Raw genomic sequence first — 22,230 nt, forward strand, 5'->3', positions numbered from 1 at the left:
TGCTCTAGCCTTGCGGGACGGGCGAAGGAACCAGGATCTCAGGTGATCGTCAGGTCGAGCGCTTCGATGACGTGCTTCATCAGCACACCTACGTTGGCATAGACCCGTGAGCCATCCTCGTTCTTCAAGCTCTTGGATTCCCCGATGTGGAGGGCGACGACGCGCCAATCGTCGTTGAAGACAGGGGAGCCGCTCGAACCGGGTAGGGTGTCGGTCGTGTACCAGAGCCGATCTCCGGACACGGCGCGCACCTCGTTCGCCGTCATTGCGATCTGCTTGGGTCCGCCCTGGGGGTGCTGGATGATCGTCACGTGCTCGCCCTTGCGTGGGATCCTCGCGACCTCGGGCTCGAGCTTGCCCCACGCCTCGACGTCCGCCCTGTCGACGCGCACCACCGCGCAGTCCAAGCTCTTCTCGCTTCGCCAGGATCCGGCCACGGTCCCGTAGCGCGTCCCTCCCTTGACGCAGCCCGTACCGTCTTCCTCATATTCGAAGATGACCCGGGCCGCGTCGGCGTCGGCCAGGGTCGGGAGCACATGGTGATTCGTGAGGATCAGACCGCGGCCGATGTGGAAGGCGGTGCCGACGGTGATGCTCCCGTTGCTCAGAGGACGGCTGACGCGGCACACCGCACGGGCGAGCTCGAGGCCGCGGCGAAGCCAGCCAACGCTACGAAGCTGGGAGATCCCGAAGATGGCCTCGTGCGTGGGGACGTCCGAGGGCGCGAACGCGGCGGGCAGCTCGACGGAGGGTGTCGCGACTGGCGACGTGGCGCGTTCGATGTCGTCGACCAGCGCGAGAAGGCGCTTGCGTAGACCGCTTCGGTCCGCCTTCCACTGGTCCCGCGTGATCTCGCCGTCGGTGTACTCACGGCGGAGATCCTTGACCTGCGCCGAGAAGTTGCGGACGCGATCGAGCTGGTCCGCCCGGAGGAGGCCGTCGGCGTGGAGGGAGAGGGCCTGCGAGCGCAGGAGCTCGATGGCCTGCTCAAGTTCGTTTTCCTCGATGAGGTCGCGAAAGGGCATGGCGATTCAGATGGCTTTGGGGAGCTTGCGATACCAGGAGAGGAGAAACCCCGTGAGCAGGGTCCACCCGAGGACAGTGAATTTGAACGTTGGTGTGCCTAAGGGGCTATCGGAGGGGACGCTCAAGAAGCTGAAAGGACGGTTTGTCGAAGCGACAAGGTAGAGAGGTGCTCCGTGGACGAGCAGGACACCGAAGTCCAGGAGCGTCGAGCGCGCGCGACGCAAGGCTATTGTGACGCCGACGATGGGCAGGATCACGCCGAGGAGGACCCAAGGGAAGACGTGATACCCCGCTCCGAATGTCGTTGGAACGCCAGCGCGCCGCAACATGTCGTCGGCGAGGTCGATTCGTCCGACGCCCAGAAAGAACATGACCGTCGCAGTGCCCCACACGAGCCCTCGGGAGAGGATCCCTGCCAGGCTGGCCATGCAGCCGAACAACCCTGCGAAGAGCAGGGTGGCGTTAAATCCGATTGTGGGGCCGGAGTGATACATCCGGTCAGGTGCAATGCTGTGAGCTTTGAGTAATACGTCCAGGTTGTTGCGGTAGTTCCAAATAAATGGGCGTACCAGAGATGTCCACTCTTCAATGCAGGCAGACCTCTCGGTATCATTTGTTATGTTCGAACACTTCGAGAAGCTCGGTGGTGATGCGTTGGTGCCACCTTTGACTGTTGTGGGAGCGTATCCGTACCGTAATTGGTGTTGGAGTATCGCTAGCGCCTCGGCTTTGCTCGGTTGTATATTCGCGACCGGGTTTGGTTGTGGGGCGATGATACGTCCGGCGATGGAGAATGCGGGTCTATCTCTTTTAAAGAGTTCCACGTCGCTTTGCAGGATCTCGACCGGAACCAGCGTGCGCAGGTGCGACCGAGCTGCCGCTTCGGCCATCCACTGTACACTCAAGATCGCCATGACACACGCCGTGCTGCTCAGTGTGGACCATACGAGCCCGAGTGGCGCAGAGCGGGGGAGCGCCGGCCGATCGCGCCACTGGACATAGACCCAGCCGAGCGCCACCGGCATCGACATTGAGAGGACAAAGGTCTTGTAGTCCTCGGGGGACGCAAGCGCGCTTCCCAGGCTTCCGACGTACCACGGCGCCAGGATCCAAGAGAGGAAGCTGCCGATGAGTACCCATACGAGCAGCCAGGGCAGCCGCAGCGTCGTGAGCCGTGGGTATCGGAGATCGGCCTGGCGCCACGAATCGAGCAGGCGCCGCAATGCCCCGTCAGCATTTTTCATTCCGCGCGCTCCCTCCTCGCCACCGACAGATCCGCATACTGTTGCGCGAGGGACGAACCCGTGATGTCACGGATTCCCGTGACGCCGACATCGTTGAACCTTTCGAGGAGCTCCGACGGTCGCCGCGTCTCTACGAACCGGACCACCACCGAGCTCGCCCCCGTGACCCAGCCGGTCACCTTGCCGTCCCGTTGCAGCGTCGCCAGTTGCTGCACGACACGATCGATGTTCGCCGTATCGGACACGCCGAGGTCGAAGAGATGTCCACGCGCGACGCTCGTAGGGTCGATGCGCCGTGTGACGGCCTTCTCCTCTGACAGGGTGACCATTACATCGGCGATGCTCTCGATCTCGGGCACGTGCTGCGACGAGATCACGATGGCCGTCCGGGCCGTGCTCGCCCGCGTCGCGAGCCCTCGCAGGAGCTGCTGCTGGGCGCGCGGATCGAGCGGCGCGAGCGGCTCATCGAGCACCAGCAGGAGAGGGTTCGCGAGGAGCGCAGCGGCGATCGATGCCCGCATCTGGTTGCCGCCCGAGAGCGCACCGAACGTCTTCTCCATCTGCGCCGCGAGCCCGAGCAACGCTTCCACGCGCTCGACCTGCCTCCGGTTCTTGTCGAGCGTGTGATGCCCGAAGAACGCGGCCTGCTTTCGGAGGTGCTCCCGCAGGGTTCCGTTCCACGGCTCCACGGATTGCGGGACGTACGTCACCGGATGATCAATCGCGCGCTCCCGATCGTCCTCGTCGCCCAGCCAGCGTGTGCCTTCCGTTCGCGCGAGGTCTCCGGCGATCATTCGCAAGAGCGTCGTCTTCCCCGCGCCGTTGAAGCCCACGACGCCGGCGATCTCTCCGTGGTGCAGCTCCAGCGTCACCTCCGGGAGGCGGAATCCCTTCCCAAAGCGCTTCGTCAGCCGCTTGCAGTCGAAGATCACGCCCGGCACAGGTTCATGGGGCGGGGCGTCGCGTCGCTCGTCCTCCGCGCCTTCGGTCCGTCGTGCACGAGCTTCGTTCGTGTTCGGGGGCGCGGCGCGCGCGCGGACGCTGAGCTCTGCGAAGACCGCATTGCGGAGCGCGTTCCTCGCCGCCTTGGCCGTAGCGCGATCGGCGATTCCGTCACGCTCTTGCTGCTCCATCTCCGTGAGCTCTGCGAGCTTGTTGCTCGCGAAGTCGCGCAAGCGGTCGTCTTCGTTGTGGAACCCCGCCTCCCGCACCGCCAGGAGCGCCTCTCGCACTTCGTTCTGCTCGAGGAGCATGCGCGCGCGCTCAGCTTGCTGCGTCGTCAGCGGGAAACTCGGCATCGACGAGGACGTGCATCATCGCCGAGAGGATTCATAGCGCCAAGTCGATCCCGCTCGGGCGCTCAGACGCCGGACGCGTCCCTGGCGAACGTCGCGGCGATGGCCATGTCCTCCTCGACCGACGTGACGAGCGGCGCGAGCGCGGCCGCGAGCTGCGTTGCGTCGCCATGGCCGACGGTATCGACGAGATGCTGGCAGAGCGCGGGGACGAAGCTCTCCGCGGGGATCGAGACGTAACGCGCCATCTCCAGGACCGTGCCGCGCTCGCCGCCGAAGGCCGAAGGCGCAGCCTCCTGCAGGATCGGCAAGCCGACGCTGGGCGGCACGCCGAGGCGGCCGAGGGCCATGTGCGCGAGGTAGATGGCCGCGACCTGGCTCTCGCGGCGCACGCGCTGGAAGACGGCCTCGCCAAAGGCATTTTGCCAGCGCGCGAGCTCGGACGTGCGGCTCGCCTCGTAGCCGCCGAGCGGCGCGTCGGAGACCGGGACGAGCGCGGCGAGCATCTCGGCCGAGCCTTCTTCGAGCGCGAGGCCGCGCAGCGCGAGCAGGTCGTAGCCGCGGAGGAAGCCGACGAGGATGCGGCCCGCGCAGTCCCGCACAAAGGGCGCGAGCGCCTGGCCGATCGCCTCCGGCGGCGCGCCGGGCGCGAGCATCATGCCCGGCATGATCGCGCGCATCCGGCCGAGCGTGCCCCGCCGCGTGGGCGGCGAGGAGGACCGAGGTCCGTGCGTCGAGATGGGACCACTCGCCGGCCCTGCGCTCGAGATCGGCGCGCGGAAGGTGCCCGACGTCGAAGCTGCGAGCTGCGACACGCGGAAGCTGGCCGAGGGAGCATCGCCGCTCGGGGGCATCGACGAGGGTGAGCGTCCGCGGATCGTGTTCGGCGCGGGCGTGGAGACGGGCCCGGCCACGGCGCGCATCGTGGTGGTCGACGCGCGCCGGAGCGCCGCCGACGTGCTCGGATCACCGACGACGTGCAGGGCCGCGAGGTCGAGCGAGCGGATCGAGGGGAAGCGCGGCGGCAGGCGGAGGCGCAGCGCGGCGGCGAGCTCGGCCTCGGCGCCGATGAGCTGCTCGTGATCGTCGGCCTCGCCGAAGAGCTCCTCGGCGAGCGTCGCACAGCGATCGCCGGCGTCGTCGGCGTTCCCCTGCGTTTGCGCCTCGGCGAAGTGCAAGGTCAGCTTGCCCCGCACGCGGCGATCGTTCTTCGTCTTCGCCGTGACGACGCGCGAAACGAGCTCCACATCGGCCGTGCTCCAGAAAGCCATCGCCTCTCGTCGTCCTCTTCGCGGCGCCCAGGCGGCGCTCCGGAAATACCGGGAAACCACGGGATCATCGCGCAGGCGAGGAGGATCCGTCAACTTTTCGCAGGCGCGCACGCGCGCATATTTCCCCGCGTTCGCCCGCGACGCGGAGGATCCGTTCCCCACGAACTACACGTCGATCCCGAGGCGCTTCAGCCGGTAGTAGAGCGTGGTCCGCTGGACGCCGAGCAGGCGAGCCATCTCGGCCTTGTTGCCGCCGCAGCGATCGAGCGCGGCGAGCATCTCGCGGCGCTCGATCTCTTCGAGCTGCGAGTCGAGGTTCTGCCTTCTTGCGCCGCTCTCGGGCTCGGCCGGCGTCACGGGCTGCGAGGGGGGCGACGTCGCCGCCTTCTCCCACGCGGCGACGGGCGGAACGAAGGCGAGGTGCTCGGGCTGGATGATGTCGCCGCGCGCGAGGATGGCGGCGCGCTCGACGACGTTCTCGAGCTCGCGCACGTTGCCCGGGAAGCCGTAGGCTTCGAGCTTCGCGAACGCGTCGTTCGAGAGGGCGCGCGCGGCGCGCGTGTTGCGGCGTGTGTACTTGCGGAGGAAGTGCTCGGCGAGCGGGCGGATGTCCTCGCGGCGCTCGCTGAGCGGCGGCAGGCGGATGGGGAAGACGGTGAGCCGCGAGGCGAGCTCGGGCAGCACGTCGCGGCCCCACGCCTCGTCGAGGTCGGGCGTGACGGAGACGACGAGGCGCACGTCGAGCCTTCGTGACTCGGCGTCGCCGACGCGCTCGGCCTCGCTGCCCGCGAGCAGCCGCGCGAGCCGCGCCTGCAAGGCCGCGGTCGGCGGGCCGGGGTCTTCGAGGTAGAGCGTGCCGCCGTGCGCGAGCTCGACGCGGCCCGCGCGATCGGCGGTCGCGCCCTCGAACGCGCCGCGCCGGTAGCCGAAGATCTCCCGTTCGAGCGCCTCGCCGCGGAACGCCGCGCACGTGACCTTCACGAAGGGCCGCTCCTCGCGCGGCGAGCCGACGTGGATCGCGCGCGCCACGATCTCCTTCTCTGCGCCGACCCGGCCCTCGACGAGCACGTGTGTCGAGGTCGGAGCGACCTCGCCGATGCGCGTCGAGACCTCCTTCATCGCGGCGGAGTTGCAGATGAGCTCGCCGAAGTCGATGGGGTCGCGCTGCTCGCGTTCGAGGTAGCCCGCGTAGTGCGCGAGCTGATCGCGGAGGCGCTTGTTCTCGCGCATCGTGGCGAACACGCTGATCCCTTGGCGCAGGATGGCGGCGAGCTCGCTGCCGTCCCAGGGCTTCTGCACGTAGCGGTAGACCGTGCCCGAGTTCAGCGCGTCGACCAGCACGGGCAGATCCGCATACGCCGTCAGCAAGATCCCGAGCGCGTCGGGCCGCATCTGCTTGGCGCGCCGCAAGAGCTCGAGCCCGCTCATCCCCGGCATGCGCTGGTCGGTCACGATGAGGGCCGCGTCGAGCCGCGCGAGCTCCTCCAGCGCTTGCGTGCCGCCGAGGGCGTAGTGGAGCGAAAACGTCTTGCGGAAGGCGAAGCGGAAGGCGTCGAGGTTGTCCTGTTCGTCGTCCACGACCAGGACGTCGAAGCTCTTCCAGTCGAGGTCACGCATTGTGCCTCCCTTACACCTACTACGGGCGACCGCCCTGGGGCAGCGGGCAGGGGCGGGCTGCCTCGCGAACTTCGGGCGCTGGCTTGCCTGGCCTTGGCCGTCGGGGACCGTCGGGGCCGCCCTGCTTCCGCGGTTCCGTGCGCGGGGCCCCTCCGCAACTGCCCCCTCCTGCACAAAAGAGAGCTAAGCTCGCCCCCGCCGCACGAGACCGAGGAGAGACCGGCATGCTGGAAGACGTGTTGAATGATTTGCGGACAGGCATCGAGAAATCCATCGAGGCGCTCCGCCGCGATCTCATGCGCGTGCGCACGGGCCGCGCCCACGCCGGGATGCTCGACGGCGTCCGTGTCGACTACTACGGCGTTCCCACGCCGCTCCACCAGATGGCCACGGTGAGCGTGCCCGAGCCTCGCCTCATCACGATCAAGCCCTGGGAGAAGAACCAGGTGAAGGCCGTGGACAAGGCCATCCGCGAGAGCGACCTGAACCTGAACCCTCAGGTCGACGGCGACCTCATCCGCATCCCGATCCCGGCGCTCACCGAGGACCGGCGCAAGGAGATGGTCAAGCTGACCAAGAAGAACGGCGAGGAGGCGCGCGTCGCGATCCGCAAGCATCGCAGGGACGCGAACGAGCTCGTCGACACGCTCGACAAGGACGGCGAGGTCAGCGGCGACGACGCCGATCGGGCGAAGAAGAAGATCGAGGACGTGGTGGCCGAGGGCATCAAGCAGGTCGACGCCGTCATCGCCCACAAGGAAAAGGACATCCTGGAGGTGTAGGGGTCTCCGGAGGAGGCAAGGGAGGGGGAACGCATGGCCCAAGGCAGCCGAGATCCAAGCTTCACGCGCGGCGGGGCAAAGAGAGCCGAAGGCCTCGCGCGGCGCGTCTTCCTTGCCCCGAGCGAGGAAGACGGCTTGACAGCGGAAACGCTGCGTGAAACCGTGAAAATCGTCGGTTTTGACCCGGTCTAAGGTTGCCGAGGTTTATGCGCGCATTTGCTTCCGGGATGACCGATGTCGGTCTCCAGCGCGATCACAACGAGGACAGCTACGCTGTCCTGCAGGAGTTCGATCTGTTCATCGTCGCCGATGGCATGGGGGGCCATCGCGCCGGCGATGTGGCGAGCCGCCTCGCGACCGACTCCATCACCGAGTTCTTCCGCTCGACGGCGAACGACGACGCGACCTGGCCGATCCACTTCGACGCGAACCTGACCGAGGATGAAAACCGCCTGCTCAGCGGCATCATGGTCGCGAACCGGCGGATCTTCGAGCGCAGCATCCGCTCCCGCGAGTGTGCCGGCATGGGCACGACCGTGGTCAGCGCCGTCTTCTCGCGCAGGCGCAACCGCATCTACGTGGGCCACGTCGGCGACAGCCGCGCCTACCGCGTCCGCAGCGGCGCGATCCAGCAGCTCACGCGTGATCACTCGCTGATCAACGACTACCTCATGGCGATGCCCGAGCTCACGGAAGAGCAACGGGCGGAGCTGCCGCGCAACGTGATCACCCGCGCGCTCGGCATGCAGGACAGCGTCGCCGTCGACCTGATGAGCGACGAGCCGCACCTCGGCGACGTCTACATCCTCTGCTCCGACGGCCTCTCCGGCATGCTCACCGACGAGCAGATCCGCGACATCGTCGCGACCTCGCAGGACACGACCGAGATGTGCAGGCGCCTCATCGCCAAGGCGAACGAGCTCGGCGGCGAGGACAACATCACCGTGCTGGCGATCCGCTTCCTCCAGGACGACGTGGAGTACGGCGACGAGCCCACGCTCCAGGTCCCGGCGCACCGCATCGCCGTGACCGTCGGCGACGACAGCGACTCCTGACCCTCGGCCTCACGCCCCCTGTTCACCCCTCTCCCCGTGGGGAGAGGGGCTGGGGGTGAACGTCACAGATCGCAGTTCTCGAGGATCAGGTGGCTCTCGGAGATGCCACACGTGTTCGTCGACTCGACGACCTCGGGGCACTTGAACGAGACCCAGATCTTGCCCCCCGCGATGCCCTCGCCCGTGCCTTCCTTGAAGTAGAAGTTGCACTTCGACGAGCTGAACGCGTCGCCCGCCGTCCGGTCCGAGAAGAACGCGAGAGAACCCACGGCCGGGCTCGCCTCCGTCGCGCCCACGTTGATCGCGGGGATCGACAGGTTGATCCCGTCGCTGCCGAGGCGGAGCTGCGCGCTCACGTTGAACGGCCCCGCGCCCGAGACCGAGCAGGTCACCGTCGCGCCTTCCACGCCGTCGATCACGACGGCCGTCTTGTCCGAGGCGCTGATCGTGCCGACCTCGGACCGGTGCGAGGCGATCGGGCAGCCGCTCGTCTTCGTGAACTGCACGTTGAACGCGCCTTGCGGCGTGGGGGGCACGGGGTCGCTGCAACCGCCGAGCATGGCGAATGCGACGAGCGGGAAAGCAAGACAGGCAGCACGCAGCATGGAAAGTCTCCCTGGTTTCCGCGGCGCGCCGATGCGCCGTCGCCCCAGGTTCTACCGCATTTCGGGCTCGGGGGCGTAGCTCCGGCTACGCCCCGAGCTTCGTCTCTCAGCCGAGCGCGTGTTCGAGATCTTTCCAGAGATCGTCGACCGCTTCGAGCCCCACCGAGAGCCGCACGAGGCCGTCGGAGATGCCGAGCACCTTGCGCGTCTCCTCGGGGACCGACGCGTGCGTCATGATCGCCGGATGCTCGGCGAGCGACTCCACGCCGCCGAGGCTCTCCGCGCACGAGAACACGTGCAGCCGCTCCAGCACGGTGCGCGCCGCCATGAGCCCTCCCGCGACCTCGATCGAGATCATGCCTCCGAACCCGCCGCGCATCTGCCGCGCCGCCACGGCGTGATCCGGATGCGACGCGAGGCCCGGGTAGTGCACACGCTCGACGCGCGGATGACGCGCGAGCCGCTCGGCGAGCGCGAGCGCCGCCATGCTCTGGTGACGCACGCGCACGGGCAGCGTCTTCAGCCCGCGCAGCACGAGGTAGCAGTCGAAGGGGCTCGGCACGCCGCCCATCGCGTTCTGCAGGAAGCCGATCCGCTCCGCGATCTTCGGGCTCGACGTCACGATCGCCCCACCGACGACGTCCGAGTGCCCGTTCAGGTACTTCGTCACCGAGTGGACGACCACGTCCGCGCCGAGATCGAGCGGGCGCTGGAGCATGGGCGTGGCGAACGTGTTGTCGACGACGAAGGTGATCTTCGCCTCGCGCGCCACCGCAGCGAGCGCCGCGATGTCGAAGACCTTGAGCATCGGGTTCGTCGGCGTCTCGATCCAGAGCAGGCGCGTCGAGGGCCGGATCGCCGCGCGCACCGCCGCGGGATCCCGCATGTCGACGAAGCTCGACGAGATCCCCATCGGGCCCATGACCTTGTCCATCAGGCGGAACGTGCCGCCGTAGACGTCGTCGCCGCAGAGGATGTGCGCGCCGGGCTCGAGCGTGTGCAGGAGCGTGGTCGTCGCCGCGAGCCCGCTCCCGAAGCTGTAGCCGTGCGTGCCGCCTTCGAGGGCCGCGAGGCACGCTTCGAGCGCGCGGCGCGTGGGGTTGCCGCTGCGCGAGTACTCGAAGCCCTTGTGCACCCCCGGGCTCTCTTGCGCGAACGTGCTGGCGAGCACGATCGGCATCATCACCGCTCCGCTGATCGGATCGGGCTCCTGACCGGCGTGAATGGCGAGGGTGTCGAGGGAAACCGGGAAAGGCGCGTCCTTGGTCTTCATTTGGCTGCGCGACTCTAGCGCAGGTCCGGCGCACGTGGCACCGGCGCGAGCGCGTCGCACAGTTCTCGCGCCGACGCGCGCCGCCGCGACGGATCCGGATCGAGCGCCTCGAACAGCGCCGCGCGCTCCTTCGCCTCGAACGCCTCTGCGTGAAGCACGAGCTCGCGCCGAAGCCCGCGCGTCGCCACCTCGGCGAGCATCGCGGCCTCCGTGTCGGCCTCGCAGAGCCGCTCGCCCGTCGCCAGATGCAGCAGCGTCGCGGCCATCGCGTACACGTCGGCCGCCTGCGACGGCTTCGCCTCGCCCGATGCGATCTCCGGCGCCGCGTACGGCAGCGTGCCGTGATCCTCCGTCTCGAGCTCGGCTTCGAGCCCTCGGAACCGCGCGGCGCCGAGGTCCACGAGCCGCACCTCGCCGAGCGGGCCGAGGAGCACGTGCGCGGGGCCGAGATCGCCGTGCACCACGTCGAGCGGCCCGGCCTCGTCGCCGAGCGCGTGGATCTCGGCGAGCGCTTCGAGCGCGTGGATCGCCACGTGCCGCACGAGCGTCCGCGGCACCCGCGCGCCTCGCTCTTGCCATCCGCGCACGAGCGCCGCCACCGACGTCCCCGCGGCGAACGTCTCCAGGAAGAAGGGCCCGCGCGCGTCGTTGCCCACGCGTACGAGCGAGGGCAGCGCGGGGTGCGCGATCGTCGACAGGAGCCGCGCCTCGCGCACCATCGCCACGCGCCCTTCCCGCGCGGCGAGCGCGCGCGGCACGAGCCGCTTGCACACGAGCTCGTGGTCTCCCTCGCGCACGAGGGCCACCTCGAACACGCTCCCGCCGCCGAGCAGGCGAACGAACTCCGTCCCTTTGGGCGCGAGGAACGTCACGTCGTCGAAGCCTAACGCGGCACGTCGAGCCGCACCCGATAGATGAGCGTGGGCCCGCCTTGTCCTTCGATCCAGCGGGGCTCCGCGTCGCCGTCGAGCGGGCTCGTGTAGTTGTAGACGTCGTACGCGCCTTCCCCCGCGGGCACGATCGAGGCGAAGCAGGTGTCCCCGCGCGAAGGAAGGTCGAGCTCGAACGACACCGTCAGCGACTCCGGATCGACACGCCAGAGCGCGCAACGCTTCGGCTGGAACGAGTACTCGACCGCGTACACGCCTGCCTGATCCGCGAGCGAAAGGTCGTCCCGATCGAGATCGAAGTTGCCCGTCTCGGTGAGGTTGCGCCGTCCGATGAGCCAGACGTCGTCGCCGCTGCGGAAGAGCAGCGGCGAGTCGTATTTCTTCTTGTCGGGCTTGCAGGTCCAGGCCCCGAGATCGGCGGCCTTCGCGCGGCAGATCTTCGAGCCGAAGCCGAGCGCGTCGCCGGCCTCGTTGCGCTGCACGGCGAGGAGATCGCCTTGGGCGAGGAAGACAAAGTCCGTCTCGGATCCGCCGCCCTCTTGCACCACCGGCCGTCCGGGCACGAGCGGCTCGAACGTGCGCCCGTCCTCGGTGCGGAGCAGGTGGATCCGGATCGGCTCGCCGTCGAAGTCGTAGATGTTCTCGCCGCCCACGTACCCGACGAGGTACGCGGCGCCGTCGAGGACCTTCGCCCGCCATGGGATGAAGCCCGGCTCGTAGAGCGGCGCAGGCTCGCTCCACGCGCCGCCCTCGTAGGTCATGGCCATCATGCCTTGCGGCTCGAAGTCGAGCGGGTCCGAGCCGAGCACGGCGAAGTAGAGGACGAGCTTCCCTTCGAGCGAGAGCAGCCGCATCTCGCGAAGATCGGTCCCCATCGCCACGTGCGTCTCGTAGCGCCACGTCTCCTGGTCCTCGCTCGACACCACGTAGAGGACCGTCTTCGCGCTCGCGAAGTGGCTCGGCGCCGTGCGGAACGCGAGGTAGACGCGCCCCTCGTGCCGCACGACGTCGAGGTTGTTGTTGGCGTTCTGCGTCTCGACCCCGGCGGGCGGCGCGACGAACGGGACGACCTGTTGGTAGCCCTCGAACCTCGCGCCCGTGGGGTTCACCACCTCCTCGGGGCTGCAGCCCGCGAGGAGCGCGGCCGTCACGACGAAGGACGAAGCGCGCAGCATCACGGGCCGCGTCACTCGAACGTGAGGCTGAGCTCGTATCCCGTGATCTTGGCGTCGTTGTTGTATTCCTGGATCCACACGTAATACGTGCCGGCCGGCAGGCTCGCGAGCGTCGCGTCGTTCGCCTTCGACAGCATCGAGCAGTTGCCCGGGCCGTCGTCGTCGTCCTCCACGATCTGCACGCCGTTCGCGTCGAGCAGGTGGATCACCGTGTCGAAGTCGCAGGTGGCCGCGTTGCCGATCGCGTGCGACGTGATCACCGGGCTCTGGCCCGCCGGCAGATCGAACTTGAAGTAGTCGACGTCGGCGATCGGATCGATCTTCCCGTACCAGCTCGTCGTCATGGGCCAGACCGGGCTCGCCGTGGCCGTGCTCGCGTTCGGCTCGATCTCCCACGGCGTCTCGGCCATGCACGTCGGGCTGCAGCCGTCGCCGGCGACCGTGTTCCCGTCGTCGCATTGCTCGCCCGGGCTCGTGAGGATGCTGTCGCCGCAGCCCGGCGCCGCCACCTTTACTTTGAGCACGTATGAGCTCTGCGCGTCGTCGTTCAGGTACTCCTCCACCATGACCACGTACGTGCCGACGGGCAGGTTCGTGGCGGTGCTCGGATCGAGCAAGGGGTTGATGAGGGAGCACGACTCCACGCCGTCCTCGTCGTCCGACACGAGGAGCTGGTTCGAGGGCGAGTAGAGGTAGATCTTCGAGTCGAAGCCGCTCGGGCAGCCGCCGTACCCGTCCGTCACCTCGATCGTCACGCTCGATCCCGGCTCCGTGACCTGGAAGCTGAAGTAGTCCTGATCCCCTGCGGGCAAGATCGACCCGACGACGCCGTCGTAGCCGTCGACCGCGTTCGCCTGGTTGTTCGGCTGGTTCGGCTCCGTCTCGGTCAGGTAGTTCCCTTCGAGCTGGCACGTCGGCGAGCAGCCGTCGCCGGCGGTCGTGTTCCCGTCGTCGCACTGCTCGCCGAGCTGCACGAACGTGTCGCCGCAGCCGGGCTCGGTGAGCTGGAGCTGGAGCACGTACGAAGCCTGCGCCTCGTCGTTGCTGTACTCCTCGACCATCACCGTGTACTTGCCGGCGGCGAGGTTCGCGACGACGGCGTCGAGCGTGGGATCGAGCAGCGAGCACGTGCTCAGCCCGTCGTCGTCGTCCACCGCGATCTCCGTGCCGGCCGCGTTGTAGAGATAGATCTTCGAGTCGAAGCCGCTCGGGCAGTTGCCTTGTCCGTCCGTGACCTCGATGCGCGCGCGGGTGCCGGACACGCCCACCTGGAACGTGAAGAAGTCCTGATCGCCGATGGGCTGGATCGCCGCGACCACGCCATCCGTGCCCGCGATCGAGTTCGCCATGTTGATCGGCTGGTTCGGCTCCATCTCGGTCGGGTAGTTGCCTTCGAGCTTGCAGTCGGCCGCGCAGCCATCGCCGCTCGTGTTGTTGCCGTCGTCGCACTGCTCGCTGCCCTGCACGAGCCCGTCGCCGCAGCCGGGCGCTGTGACGGCGATGTCGACGACGTAGAACGGCAGCGGTGAGAACGTCGCGCTCTCGACCTGCACGGAGTACTTGCCCACGGCGAGGTTGCCCATCGCGGGGTTGGTCGCGGGCATGATCTGCGAGCAGGAGGCGGGCCCGCTGTCGGTGTCCGAGCCGAGGAAGCCGCTCGGCCCGAAGACACGCACGAGCGTCGCCGCGCCGGCCGGGCAGCCGCCCATGCCGTCGCCTGTCGACACCTTGAGGACCGAGCCGGCCACGGTGACGTCGACCGAGAACACGTCGACATCCCCCGTCGGGTAGATGGCCGCCGTGAACCCCTTCGTCCCTTCGGCGAGCGGATCCGCGGTCGCGGGCAGGTTGTTCTGCTCCGTCTCCGCCGGGTAGTCCGCCGTGCCCACGGGCGGCATGAACCCACCCCCACCCCCCGAGCCGCTCGACGAGGACGACGAAGAGGACGAGGACGACGAGGACGACGACGACGAAGAGGACGACGACGACGCGCCGCCCATGCCGCCCATGCCGCCGACGCCGCCCATGCCGCCGTCGCCGCCGACGCCGCCCATGCCGCCGACGCCGCCCATGCCACCGACGCCGCCCATGCCGCCTTCACCGCCGACGTTTCCTGTGCCCCCCGAGCCTCCGGCGTTTCCATCATCGCCGCCCCCGCCGCGCGTGTTCGTGCTCGTGGCGCAGCCTTGGAGCGCGGCGGCGGCGAGGAGGAGGCCTGTCGTCATGGAAGCGAGCGAGCTCGGGAAGAAGATACGGCGGCGTTGATTCATCGATCGTTCCTCGTGGACTGCGGAGGAGAAAGGTCCCTGCGGCGCGGCCGTTCGGCGCGCCAAGCAGACGTCATGCTTACGGCTTACGGTAGCCGACGGGCCGACGCAACGTCCGCGCACGGCGCGCGCCTTCGTCCTCCGGGTGCAGAGGACACGTCGACGTGCCAAGACCGACGCGTGCGCCCCGTGATCCAGAGCATCATCGACGAGCTGTACGCACGTCATCACGCGTCGGGTCGAGTCGACCTCAACGACATCGCAGAGATCATCGGCCCTCGTAGCGTCTCCTACGAGGAGGTCGACCACATCGTCGAGCGTCTGGAGGCGCGGGGCCTCGTGGTCGGCGAGCCGATCGACGCGATCGAGGTCTCCGTCATGAAGCGCGTGCTCGGCGCCGCGCGATCCCTGCGCTCGTCGCTCGGGCGGAATCCGACCATCGCGGAGATCGCCGCGTCGTCGGGCGATCCTGCGCACGTCGTGCGTCGCGCGCTCGAGCGAGGCGTCTCGCCGCGCGTGGTCAGGAGCTACTAGCCTGATAAGGTGAGGCCGTGCCCTTCGGCCCGCGCCTCTCCTTGGCTCTCGCGTTGCTCGCGACGACGATCGCGCCTCGATCGCTCGCGGAGCCGCCCAAAGCCGCGCCGCCGCCGAAGGAGCCGGTGGAGCTCTCCGCCGATCAGCTCGACATCGACATCGCGGCGAAGCGCGCCGTGCTCGAAGGCCACGTGCGCCTGACGAAGGGCGCCCTCGTGGTGCGCGCGCCGCGGGTGGAAGTTCGGTACGACGAGGTGCCGAACGTGACGTGGGCGAAGGGCGCGGGCGGGGTCGTCGCGGAGGTGAAGGGCGTGCGCGCCGAGGCGCCCGAGGTGGAGATCGACCTCGCCAAACAGACGCTCGCGTTGCGAGGCGGCGTGCGCCTTCAGCGAGGCGCGGGGTGGATCAGCGCGGAGAAGGCGACGATTGATCTCGTGAGCCTGAAGGTGTCGCTCTCGGACGTGAAAGGCGCGCTGCCGGTGCCGGAGGGCGCGGAGAAGAAGTAGGGGGGGTCAGCGCGGGACGGGCGCGACGCGTGTCGGTTCGAGCTCGCTCTCGTCGGTCGACGCATTTTCCCTCCGCCGGCTCGCCTCGACGATCGGGAAGAGGACGTCCTGCAGGTCGCGATCCCGCGGGAAGGCGGCGCGGACGATCCCGATCACCTTGTCGACCGCGTCGTGATGCGCGTCGCGGAGCGCGAGCTCGACCTGGAAGGCCTCGTCGTGCGCGGCGAGTGCTGTGACGTGTGCGTCGACGGTGGCTTCGAGGGTCGCGAGCGCGGCGTCGAGCTTCGGCGTCCAGACGGCGCGGTAAGCGTCGATTCCGGCGACGTGTGCATTCTGCAGCCGTTCGACGAGCTCCTTCAGGGGTTTGACCTGGCGTTTCCCCATGGGGAGGACGACCGGCCGGAGCCCTTTCGGAAACAAGCAGGCGCAGATACGACCCCGCCGTCCGCCGTCCGCGATCTCTGCGGCGCGGAGGGACGTGCGAATGACGCGCTCGGCGCTGAGCTTCGCGAATCGGAGCGCGGCGCGGGTCTCGATGACGGGGACGTGCAGGGCGTGGCGCTTGTCTTCTTGGGCGCCGAGGGCGTCGTTGATGGCCCGGATCTCGTTCGCGGCGGCGGTGGTCTCCGGGAATTGCGAGAGGCCGGCGGCGAGCTCGATGCCATATTCGAGACGAACGGCCGACGAGACGTTGGAGCGATACTTGCGCATGATGTTTCCCTGGGCCCTTGGGGCCCGGTAGGTGGATGTTTGTCAAACCCGCGCGGGGGGCGCGCGAGCGGGTGCTCGTGGAACGGAAGGCGGAAGGTTTCCTTGGGGAGGAGCAGGAAGGCGACATCGGCGCGGTCAGCGGGGGTTGATGCGCGTCGGGAGTCGTTGAGCGCGTTGGACAGCGAAGGTTGATGCGCGTCCGAGGGGCGCTGATCACGATGATCAGCGTGGGTTGATGCGCGTCCGAGGGGCGCTGGTCACGATGGACAGCGTGGGTTGACGCGCGTCAGGCGCCTCGGATCAGGATGGACAGCGTGGGTCGACGCGCGTCCTGGGGGCGCTGGTCATGAGAGGCAGCGAAGGTTGACGCGCGTCGGGGGGCGCTGGTCACGATGAACAGCGAAGATTGATGCGCGTCGAGGGGGCCGGGTCGTCATTTCGACGACGGCGCGACGAGGCTCGGGTGAAGCGGCCATGGATGGACGTGCACCTTCCCGTCCGCGGCCGCGTAGGCGATGCCCTTGCCGTCCGCGCGCAGGAACTCTCGTGCCTCGTCAGTGGTGGAGGACCTGGTTCGTCTCTACGCGGCGCCGCTCGGGGAACTCTGCCAGCGGAGCACCTGGAGCGCGACGGCGACTTCCACGCGGTTGTGCTCGAGCGGGCGCGGGAGCAGCTCTTCGGCGCGGGCGAGCCGGCGGAGCAGCGTATTGCGATGCGTGTGGAGCCGGGCCGCGGCGCGGGAGGCATTGCAGCCTTCGGCGAGGAACGTGAGCAATGCGCTCCGGAGTTCGGGGCTCGCCGATTCGAGATCCCCGAGCGTGTGCTTGACGAATTGGTCCGCGCCCTCGGAATTCTGCGTGACCAGGGAGACGAGCCGGACCATGTCGAAGCTGACGACGCGCGGATCGGAGCCCAGGCGGGCGATCATGCGCTGCGTGGTGAGGGCGTCGAGGTGGCTCCGACGAAATCCCTCGATCTTGCGGCTCTTGGATCCGATCGCGACACGGACGCCTGGCAGCGGTCCTATCGCCGCGCGCAATCGCTCGACGTCTGGCTCGGCTTCTCCGGGCACCCATACCCACAGGGTCGCCGCGCTCGCCACGACGACGAGAGGGCGCTCCGCGCCGGCGGCGCGGGCGAGGGCGTCGGCCGCGCTTTCGAGGGCGCCGAGGTCGGACGCGGGTTCGTCGCTCCAGAGGACGGCGGCTTGGTGCGTCTGGTCGAGATCGTACCCGAGGCGACGGGAAGCGATTTGGGGGCTGATCGGCGCGCCATTCAGGAGGAGCGCGACGACCTCGCGGCGCTCGGCGTGGGTGCCGCGGGTCAGCTCGTCGCGCTCCGCGTTCATCTGGGCGGAGAGGACCGCCATCGTCGCGTCGAGAAAGAATGAAATGGACCGGGCCGAGATGTCGAGCAACTCGCGTAGCTCGTCCGGATCCGAGGTCAACTCGAAGCCGATCGACATCCACCGGAGCCAGGCCGCGTTTTGCCCGGTGCGATAGGCGTGCACGGCGGATTCGGTCACCCCACGACGCACGAGGTCCCGTGCCATGCCGAGCGACTCGGCGCCGAGGTGGGGCGCGACCGGCGCGCCCGGGTCCTTTAGGTTTGCCTCGGCCCAGTGGAAGAAGTACGCGCGGCTCGTCCTGCGCGTGGCCGCCGCGAGCACAGGGTCCTCGGCGATGACCTTCATCCTCTCGATGGAGAGCGTCGCCCGGTCGAGCTCCTCGAGCCACTCGTGTGGCGTGTCCAGGGCCCTCTCGGCGCCGCGCCGGATCAACTCGCGCACGCGCTTCGATGGGCGCGGCCACGGCCACGCGCCCAGGTTGTCATCCCGCTGGTGCATATTGCCCAAGTCCTAACGAATTTTGGTGCAGCGTGCACCTTGCCGTCCCCGGCCTCATTCTCCACGTTTCGCGTCACCGGCATGCGCGAACCGCGTGGCAAGCCGGGATGAGCATTCTATCACTCCCTATCGCCAAGGGACGGAGCGAACCATGGCCCACCGCCTGCGCCTCGATGGCCGCACCGCAGCCGCCACCGGCGCCGCGAGCCGCATCGGCCGCGCGATCGTGATCGCGTTCTTCGTTTTCGGCTGCGCCTCCGAGGAGCCTCTGGACGGGCAAGGCTGGCGCAGAGAGCCGCCCACGCTCGATGAATCGTGGGACAAGGACTGCTCGGGCGAGCATGATTGGAATGGTTGCGACGACTGCAACCCGTGCACGTGGGACGCATGGTGTGATCCGGACGAGTGGGATGCCTGGATCCCCGAATGGTGCCGGGAGGTGGCCACGCTCGGACATGCTGTCTGCGTGCACTTCGATCGGACGACGCCGGAGGAGCAGATCAACGACTGCTTTCCGATCACGCCCGTGACCGACGTTCGGGCGGGGAAATGTTGCGCCGGGAGATGCGTGGACAACGTGTCGGAATGTGAAACGGACCCGGTTTCACCTTGAGGCAGGCTTCGTCGGCTCGCTGTCGAGGCGCGCGGCCTCCCAATCCGAGCGCAGCAAACCGTAGATGTAGAAGTCATGCGGTTGCCCACGAGCGATACGATACCTCCTCAAGCAACCCTCACGCACGAATCCACTGCGCTGGAGCAAGCGCTCCGACCGCCTGTTGTCGACCCTGACGTAGGCGTGGACGCGATCGATCTGGTCCTGTTGGTACGTCCACTGAAGGACTGCATCCACGGCTTGGCGCATCCGTCCCGTGCCCCAGTGAGCCTGCGCCAGGTCGTACGCCAGCTCCGCCCAGCGGTGCACCTTGGACCACTCGTTGAAGCCGCAGGTGCCGACAAGCTGATCCTCGTGCTGGAGGGCGATCCCCCATTTGGACAGCTCGCCCTCCGCCCAACGGCGCAGATACCGCTCGATCATGGCTTCGACCATCGGTAGCGATACGACAGGATAGCTGGTCAATTCTGTAACGGCAGGATCCCGCAGGTAGGCGTAGAACGCGGCAGCGTCGGACATCCGAAGCGGGCGCAGGCGTGCTCCCTGGAGGTCGATCGTCGGCGGATGTCGTGTCTCGTCTGCCATGGGTCTCCTGGCTCCGACACAAGGATACAAATCTCACGGCCTTTGTCGCCTACAAACCAACGAACCCCCGGATTTGCATCTCCATTCGGCCCATGCGACCCTCCGAAGGCCGCGCGGCGACGACCGAGCGGAGCTTTGGTGAAGAGATGCGCCACATTGCCCCTTTTGCTTTCCTTGTCCTCCTCGCCGGCTGCGGAACCCCGCCTCCCGGCACGAATCCCACCGAAAAAGACGCCGGCACGGACGGCTCGGCCCCCATGGGACCCGGGATCGCGGGCGTCCTGAAGGACCACGCGGATCAGCCGATCGGCGGCGGCAAGGTCCTCGCCTGCATGGCGACGATTTGCCTCTTCGGCGACGCCGAGCCGGATGGCAGGTTCTTCTTTCCGATCGAGCCCACGGCCGAGGTCGCAGTAAAGACCCTCCCGGACCCGACGGCCACGCCCCGGAAGTCCGCCGCGCTTTGCCCCGTGCGAATCGTCGACGATTCCCTGATCGACGTGGGCTCCCTCCACGTCCCGAGCCTCCCGGAGGGCGCGCTCCTCGGGCCCGCCGCCGCGGATCCGCAGACGTTGATGGCCGGCGACGGCATTGCGTTGACCCTGCGCGTCGCCGACCTCACGCCTTACCTCGGGGACACCCTCGTCGACGTCGCCGCGCGGCGCATTCCGCCGTCCCAAGCGTGCCCGTGGGTCGTGCCCGCGGGGGAGGAGCTCGTCGCCGTGTATACGTTGCACCCCTTTGCCGCCGTGAGCGCTTCCCCCATTGCGGTCCGCGCTCCGTCGGACTTGCCCGCCGGGACGAAGGTCCGGTTTCGCTCGATCAGCGAGATCGACGGCGCCTTCTCGGAGCCAGTCCCGGGCGAGGCCGATGGCACGAGCGTTGCGACGGCGCCGCAGACGGGCTTGACCGAGCTGACTTGGCTCGTGATATCAAAAGAGTGACCTGGCACAGAAAGGCACGATGATGACACTTCCTTCCTTGGTACGAACGATCTCTCGCACCGGCGCCGCGCTCCTCGGCGCGTCCTCGCTCCTGCTCGTCGCCGGTTGCTCCGACGACCCGCCGTCCCAGGCCCCGGGCCTCTCGTGCGGCGAGGGCACGCAGGCGGTCGGACGCGAGTGCTTGCCGACGGCGCTCGAACCCGGCCGTTACTTGAGCCCGCTCGTCCAGCTCCAGAACCTGGCCGAGGTCGGTAGCCATACCGACGAGGTGCGCATCCGCGAGGACAACCTGCTCCTCAATTGCAGCTACACGTTCAACGTGATCGACGCGACGCACGCGAACGACATGGAGACCCTGACGGGCGAGGGCCTCAAGCACACGATCCCCGGCGATACACGCACGCCCGGCTGCAAGCACCTCGCGTGGGACGAGAAGCTCGTCTTCACCACCCACCTCGGCAACATCCGGAACCCGGCCTTCCTCAGCGGCTGGGACATCACGGACCCCGAGGCGCCCGTGCAGCTCCCGGTCCTCCAGGAGCCCGGCATCAGCTACGAGGGCGTCGACGTCGCGAATCACCACATCTTCGTCGGCCTCCACGAAAATGGCCTCGGCGTGTACGATTACGACGCGGCCAAGGGCTTCACGCGCGTCGGGAGCCTCGGCGGGTTCACGAATGCGTGGGGCATCGCCGCGCGCGACAAGCACGTGTTCGTCGCCGACGGCATCGGAGGGTTTGCCACGGTCGACGCCACGGATCCGGCGAAGCCCGTGGAGCTTGGCCGCGTCGCGATCGGCGGCCAGGCCCGCGGCGTCGTCGTCGACGGCAACTTCGCCTATGTCGCGGCCGGCTCCGCGGGCGTCGCCGTGGTCGACATCGCAGACCTCGCGAGCCCGAAGGTGGTCGGCCGGGCGGAGATGCCCGGCACGGCGCTCCGTGTCGCGTTCTCCGAGGGTCGCATTTTCGTGGCCGCATGGAACGACGTGCGCGTTTACGACGTGACCAAGCCACAGACCCCGACCTACGTCGCCTCCGTCCGTATTCCGCGGCCCTTCGATTACGAGGATGCCGACCGCGAGCTGCCGACGATGCGCACGTTCGGCGTCGCCGCGCGCGGACAGGACGTCTTCATCGGCGCCTGGGAAAACCCGTATTCGTACCGCCTGGAGCCGGACCGCCTCGCCCCGAACATTCGCCTCCCCGAGACCGCGGCCCGCCTCGATTTCGGCAAGGTCGCGGCCGGCGCCGCGAAGACGATCCAGATTCCGGTCACGAACCAGGGCACGGCGCCGCTCACGCTCGTGGACAACTGGATCAGCGGAAACGCCTTCAGCGTCGAGCCGAAGCAGGCCCGGATCGAGCCGGGGGAGACGCTCTCGCTCGAAGTGACGTATGTCGCGTCGGCGGCCGAGGAGGAGGTCGGGTATCTGCACATCGTCTCGGACGACCCCGCGGCCCCGGTTCGCAAGGCCTACCTCGTCGGCAATGCGCCCGGCGTGACCCTCGGCAGCCCGCTGCCCGCCACGACGGCCACCTTGCTCGACGGCACGACGTGGACGTCGGAGGCCGCGGCCGGGAAGGTGCTCCTGCTCAGCTACTTCGCCACGTTCTGCCCGGTCTGCGCCAATCACCTCCCGGACGTGGAGGAGCGATTCTGGCAGTCGTACCGGGACAAGGGCCTCGAAATCGTCGCCCTGAACCCGCGCGAGACGACCGACAAGATCGGCGACGTGCAGGCCTATTGCGAGAACCTCGTCGTCTCGTTCCCGCTCGGCATCGAGGAGCCCGCGAGCACCTACGCGGCCGTGACGACGAACTTCGTCGGGCCCAATCCCTTCCCGGTCGACGTGATCGTCGGCAAGGACGGGACCGTTCGGTATGCGAGCCACGAATACGATCCGGACGCGATGGCCGCGGTGATCGAAGAGCTCCTCGCCGAGTGAACCTGTCGCCCCCGCGCCCCGTCAGGGCGTGAAGCCCAGCCGCGCA

21 protein-coding genes are annotated in these 22,230 nt (G+C 68.3%); 8 read left to right on the forward strand and 13 right to left on the reverse strand.

Features of this window, described 5'->3' with window-relative positions:
- Nucleotides 1-38 precede the first annotated feature (38 nt).
- From QHF89_RS24895 to QHF89_RS24915, 5 genes are all read right to left on the reverse strand, one after another.
- The gene (locus QHF89_RS24895) at nt 39-1,025 is read right to left on the reverse strand and encodes a trypsin-like peptidase domain-containing protein (RefSeq protein WP_136967835.1); all 987 of its coding nucleotides are present in this window, start codon (nt 1,023-1,025) and stop codon (nt 39-41) included.
- 6 nt (nt 1,026-1,031) lie between these two features.
- A complete protein-coding gene (locus tag QHF89_RS24900; RefSeq protein WP_136967836.1) occupies nt 1,032-2,270 on the reverse strand; it encodes a hypothetical protein in 1,239 nt (412 codons plus the stop codon).
- Complete coding sequence (locus tag QHF89_RS24905) at nt 2,267-3,568, reverse strand: ATP-binding cassette domain-containing protein (protein ID WP_136967837.1); 1,302 nt, start codon at nt 3,566-3,568, stop codon at nt 2,267-2,269. The genes QHF89_RS24900 and QHF89_RS24905 overlap by 4 nt, the downstream gene beginning before the upstream one ends.
- Before the next feature lie 62 nt (nt 3,569-3,630).
- Nucleotides 3,631-4,836, reverse strand: a complete 1,206-nt coding sequence (locus QHF89_RS24910) for a hypothetical protein (protein ID WP_136967838.1) — start codon at nt 4,834-4,836, stop codon at nt 3,631-3,633.
- 165 nt (nt 4,837-5,001) lie between these two features.
- Nucleotides 5,002-6,453, reverse strand: a complete 1,452-nt coding sequence (locus QHF89_RS24915; protein WP_136967839.1) for a sigma-54-dependent transcriptional regulator — start codon at nt 6,451-6,453, stop codon at nt 5,002-5,004.
- 224 nt (nt 6,454-6,677) lie between these two features.
- Here QHF89_RS24915 and frr point away from each other — a divergent pair, with 224 nt between their 5' ends.
- Genes frr through QHF89_RS24930 form a run of 3 tightly spaced genes read left to right on the forward strand, consistent with a single transcriptional unit; the run spans nt 6,678 to nt 8,290 of the window.
- A complete protein-coding gene (gene frr / locus QHF89_RS24920; RefSeq protein ID WP_136967840.1) occupies nt 6,678-7,235 on the forward strand; it encodes a ribosome recycling factor in 558 nt (185 codons plus the stop codon).
- 33 nt (nt 7,236-7,268) lie between these two features.
- Complete coding sequence (locus QHF89_RS24925; RefSeq protein WP_170229649.1) at nt 7,269-7,427, forward strand: hypothetical protein; 159 nt, start codon at nt 7,269-7,271, stop codon at nt 7,425-7,427.
- A 14-nt stretch (nt 7,428-7,441) separates the two neighbouring features.
- Nucleotides 7,442-8,290, forward strand: a complete 849-nt coding sequence (locus QHF89_RS24930) for a Stp1/IreP family PP2C-type Ser/Thr phosphatase (protein WP_136933793.1) — start codon at nt 7,442-7,444, stop codon at nt 8,288-8,290.
- A gap of 62 nt (nt 8,291-8,352) precedes the next feature.
- On the opposite strand, the gene QHF89_RS24935 is transcribed toward QHF89_RS24930, so the two are convergent.
- From QHF89_RS24935 to QHF89_RS24955, 5 genes are all read right to left on the reverse strand, one after another.
- Nucleotides 8,353-8,895 carry a hypothetical protein gene (locus QHF89_RS24935; protein ID WP_136967841.1) on the reverse strand — a complete coding sequence of 181 codons (543 nt, stop codon included), beginning with the start codon at nt 8,893-8,895 and terminating at the stop codon, nt 8,353-8,355.
- A gap of 106 nt (nt 8,896-9,001) precedes the next feature.
- Complete coding sequence (locus tag QHF89_RS24940) at nt 9,002-10,168, reverse strand: cystathionine gamma-synthase (RefSeq protein WP_136967842.1); 1,167 nt, start codon at nt 10,166-10,168, stop codon at nt 9,002-9,004.
- Between the two features lie 14 nt (nt 10,169-10,182).
- Nucleotides 10,183-11,040: a protein kinase domain-containing protein gene (locus QHF89_RS24945; RefSeq protein ID WP_136967843.1), complete on the reverse strand. Its 858-nt coding sequence runs from the start codon at nt 11,038-11,040 to the stop codon at nt 10,183-10,185.
- Between the two features lie 11 nt (nt 11,041-11,051).
- Nucleotides 11,052-12,236, reverse strand: a complete 1,185-nt coding sequence (locus QHF89_RS24950) for a hypothetical protein (RefSeq protein WP_136967844.1) — start codon at nt 12,234-12,236, stop codon at nt 11,052-11,054.
- Nucleotides 12,237-12,244: 8 nt separating this feature from the next.
- The gene (locus QHF89_RS24955) at nt 12,245-14,503 is read right to left on the reverse strand and encodes a DVUA0089 family protein (RefSeq protein WP_136967845.1); all 2,259 of its coding nucleotides are present in this window, start codon (nt 14,501-14,503) and stop codon (nt 12,245-12,247) included.
- A 186-nt stretch (nt 14,504-14,689) separates the two neighbouring features.
- On the opposite strand from QHF89_RS24955, the gene QHF89_RS24960 reads away from it, so the two are divergent.
- Both QHF89_RS24960 and QHF89_RS24965 read left to right on the forward strand, forming a co-directional pair.
- Complete coding sequence (locus tag QHF89_RS24960; protein WP_136933788.1) at nt 14,690-15,034, forward strand: sigma-70 domain-containing protein; 345 nt, start codon at nt 14,690-14,692, stop codon at nt 15,032-15,034.
- A gap of 17 nt (nt 15,035-15,051) precedes the next feature.
- The gene (locus QHF89_RS24965) at nt 15,052-15,540 is read left to right on the forward strand and encodes an LptA/OstA family protein (protein WP_136933787.1); all 489 of its coding nucleotides are present in this window, start codon (nt 15,052-15,054) and stop codon (nt 15,538-15,540) included.
- 6 nt (nt 15,541-15,546) lie between these two features.
- Here QHF89_RS24965 and QHF89_RS24970 read toward each other — a convergent pair whose 3' ends face one another.
- Both QHF89_RS24970 and QHF89_RS24975 read right to left on the reverse strand, forming a co-directional pair.
- On the reverse strand, nt 15,547-16,251 hold the full coding sequence (locus QHF89_RS24970) for a hypothetical protein (protein WP_136967846.1): 705 nt from the start codon (nt 16,249-16,251) through the stop codon (nt 15,547-15,549).
- A 580-nt stretch (nt 16,252-16,831) separates the two neighbouring features.
- Entirely contained in the window at nt 16,832-18,097 is a 1,266-nt protein-coding gene (locus QHF89_RS24975; protein WP_136967847.1) for a PucR family transcriptional regulator, read from the reverse strand.
- A 151-nt stretch (nt 18,098-18,248) separates the two neighbouring features.
- On the opposite strand from QHF89_RS24975, the gene QHF89_RS24980 reads away from it, so the two are divergent.
- Nucleotides 18,249-18,710 carry a hypothetical protein gene (locus QHF89_RS24980; RefSeq protein WP_136967848.1) on the forward strand — a complete coding sequence of 154 codons (462 nt, stop codon included), beginning with the start codon at nt 18,249-18,251 and terminating at the stop codon, nt 18,708-18,710.
- On the opposite strand, the gene QHF89_RS24985 is transcribed toward QHF89_RS24980, so the two are convergent.
- Nucleotides 18,702-19,295, reverse strand: coding sequence for a GNAT family N-acetyltransferase (locus tag QHF89_RS24985; RefSeq protein ID WP_136967849.1), 594 nt, complete (start codon nt 19,293-19,295; stop codon nt 18,702-18,704). The two genes, QHF89_RS24980 and QHF89_RS24985, sit on opposite strands and share 9 nt — an antisense overlap.
- Before the next feature lie 92 nt (nt 19,296-19,387).
- Between QHF89_RS24985 and QHF89_RS24990 the strand changes: the two genes are divergently transcribed.
- Both QHF89_RS24990 and QHF89_RS24995 read left to right on the forward strand, forming a co-directional pair.
- Complete coding sequence (locus QHF89_RS24990; RefSeq protein WP_136967850.1) at nt 19,388-20,239, forward strand: hypothetical protein; 852 nt, start codon at nt 19,388-19,390, stop codon at nt 20,237-20,239.
- 19 nt (nt 20,240-20,258) lie between these two features.
- Nucleotides 20,259-22,184, forward strand: coding sequence for a redoxin domain-containing protein (locus QHF89_RS24995; protein WP_136967851.1), 1,926 nt, complete (start codon nt 20,259-20,261; stop codon nt 22,182-22,184).
- The last annotated feature ends 46 nt before the right edge of the window (nt 22,185-22,230 follow it).

The organism is Polyangium sorediatum (assembly GCF_029946465.1).
In the GTDB taxonomy this organism is placed as follows: domain Bacteria; phylum Myxococcota_A; class Polyangia; order Polyangiales; family Polyangiaceae; genus Polyangium; species Polyangium fumosum.

Excerpts from the sequence above, each read along its gene's own strand:
- QHF89_RS24900 (WP_136967836.1), bottom strand. The coding sequence starts at position 2,270 with ATGAAAAATGCTGACGGGGCATTGCGGCGCCTGCTCGATTCGTGGCGC.
- QHF89_RS24935 (WP_136967841.1), bottom strand. The coding sequence starts at position 8,895 with ATGCTGCGTGCTGCCTGTCTTGCTTTCCCGCTCGTCGCATTCGCCATG.
- QHF89_RS24955 (WP_136967845.1), bottom strand. The coding sequence starts at position 14,503 with ATGAATCAACGCCGCCGTATCTTCTTCCCGAGCTCGCTCGCTTCCATG.
- QHF89_RS24995 (WP_136967851.1), top strand. The coding sequence starts at position 20,259 with ATGATGACACTTCCTTCCTTGGTACGAACGATCTCTCGCACCGGCGCC.
- QHF89_RS24985 (WP_136967849.1), bottom strand. The coding sequence starts at position 19,295 with ATGGCAGACGAGACACGACATCCGCCGACGATCGACCTCCAGGGAGCA.
- QHF89_RS24895 (WP_136967835.1), bottom strand. The coding sequence starts at position 1,025 with ATGCCCTTTCGCGACCTCATCGAGGAAAACGAACTTGAGCAGGCCATC.
- QHF89_RS24970 (WP_136967846.1), bottom strand. The coding sequence starts at position 16,251 with ATGCGCAAGTATCGCTCCAACGTCTCGTCGGCCGTTCGTCTCGAATAT.
- QHF89_RS24975 (WP_136967847.1), bottom strand. The coding sequence starts at position 18,097 with ATGCACCAGCGGGATGACAACCTGGGCGCGTGGCCGTGGCCGCGCCCA.
- QHF89_RS24990 (WP_136967850.1), top strand. The coding sequence starts at position 19,388 with ATGCGACCCTCCGAAGGCCGCGCGGCGACGACCGAGCGGAGCTTTGGT.
- QHF89_RS24930 (WP_136933793.1), top strand. The coding sequence starts at position 7,442 with ATGCGCGCATTTGCTTCCGGGATGACCGATGTCGGTCTCCAGCGCGAT.
- QHF89_RS24910 (WP_136967838.1), bottom strand. The coding sequence starts at position 4,836 with ATGGCTTTCTGGAGCACGGCCGATGTGGAGCTCGTTTCGCGCGTCGTC.
- QHF89_RS24925 (WP_170229649.1), top strand. The coding sequence starts at position 7,269 with ATGGCCCAAGGCAGCCGAGATCCAAGCTTCACGCGCGGCGGGGCAAAG.
- QHF89_RS24905 (WP_136967837.1), bottom strand. The coding sequence starts at position 3,568 with ATGCCGAGTTTCCCGCTGACGACGCAGCAAGCTGAGCGCGCGCGCATG.
- frr (WP_136967840.1), top strand. The coding sequence starts at position 6,678 with ATGCTGGAAGACGTGTTGAATGATTTGCGGACAGGCATCGAGAAATCC.
- QHF89_RS24980 (WP_136967848.1), top strand. The coding sequence starts at position 18,249 with ATGGCCCACCGCCTGCGCCTCGATGGCCGCACCGCAGCCGCCACCGGC.
- QHF89_RS24940 (WP_136967842.1), bottom strand. The coding sequence starts at position 10,168 with ATGAAGACCAAGGACGCGCCTTTCCCGGTTTCCCTCGACACCCTCGCC.
- QHF89_RS24915 (WP_136967839.1), bottom strand. The coding sequence starts at position 6,453 with ATGCGTGACCTCGACTGGAAGAGCTTCGACGTCCTGGTCGTGGACGAC.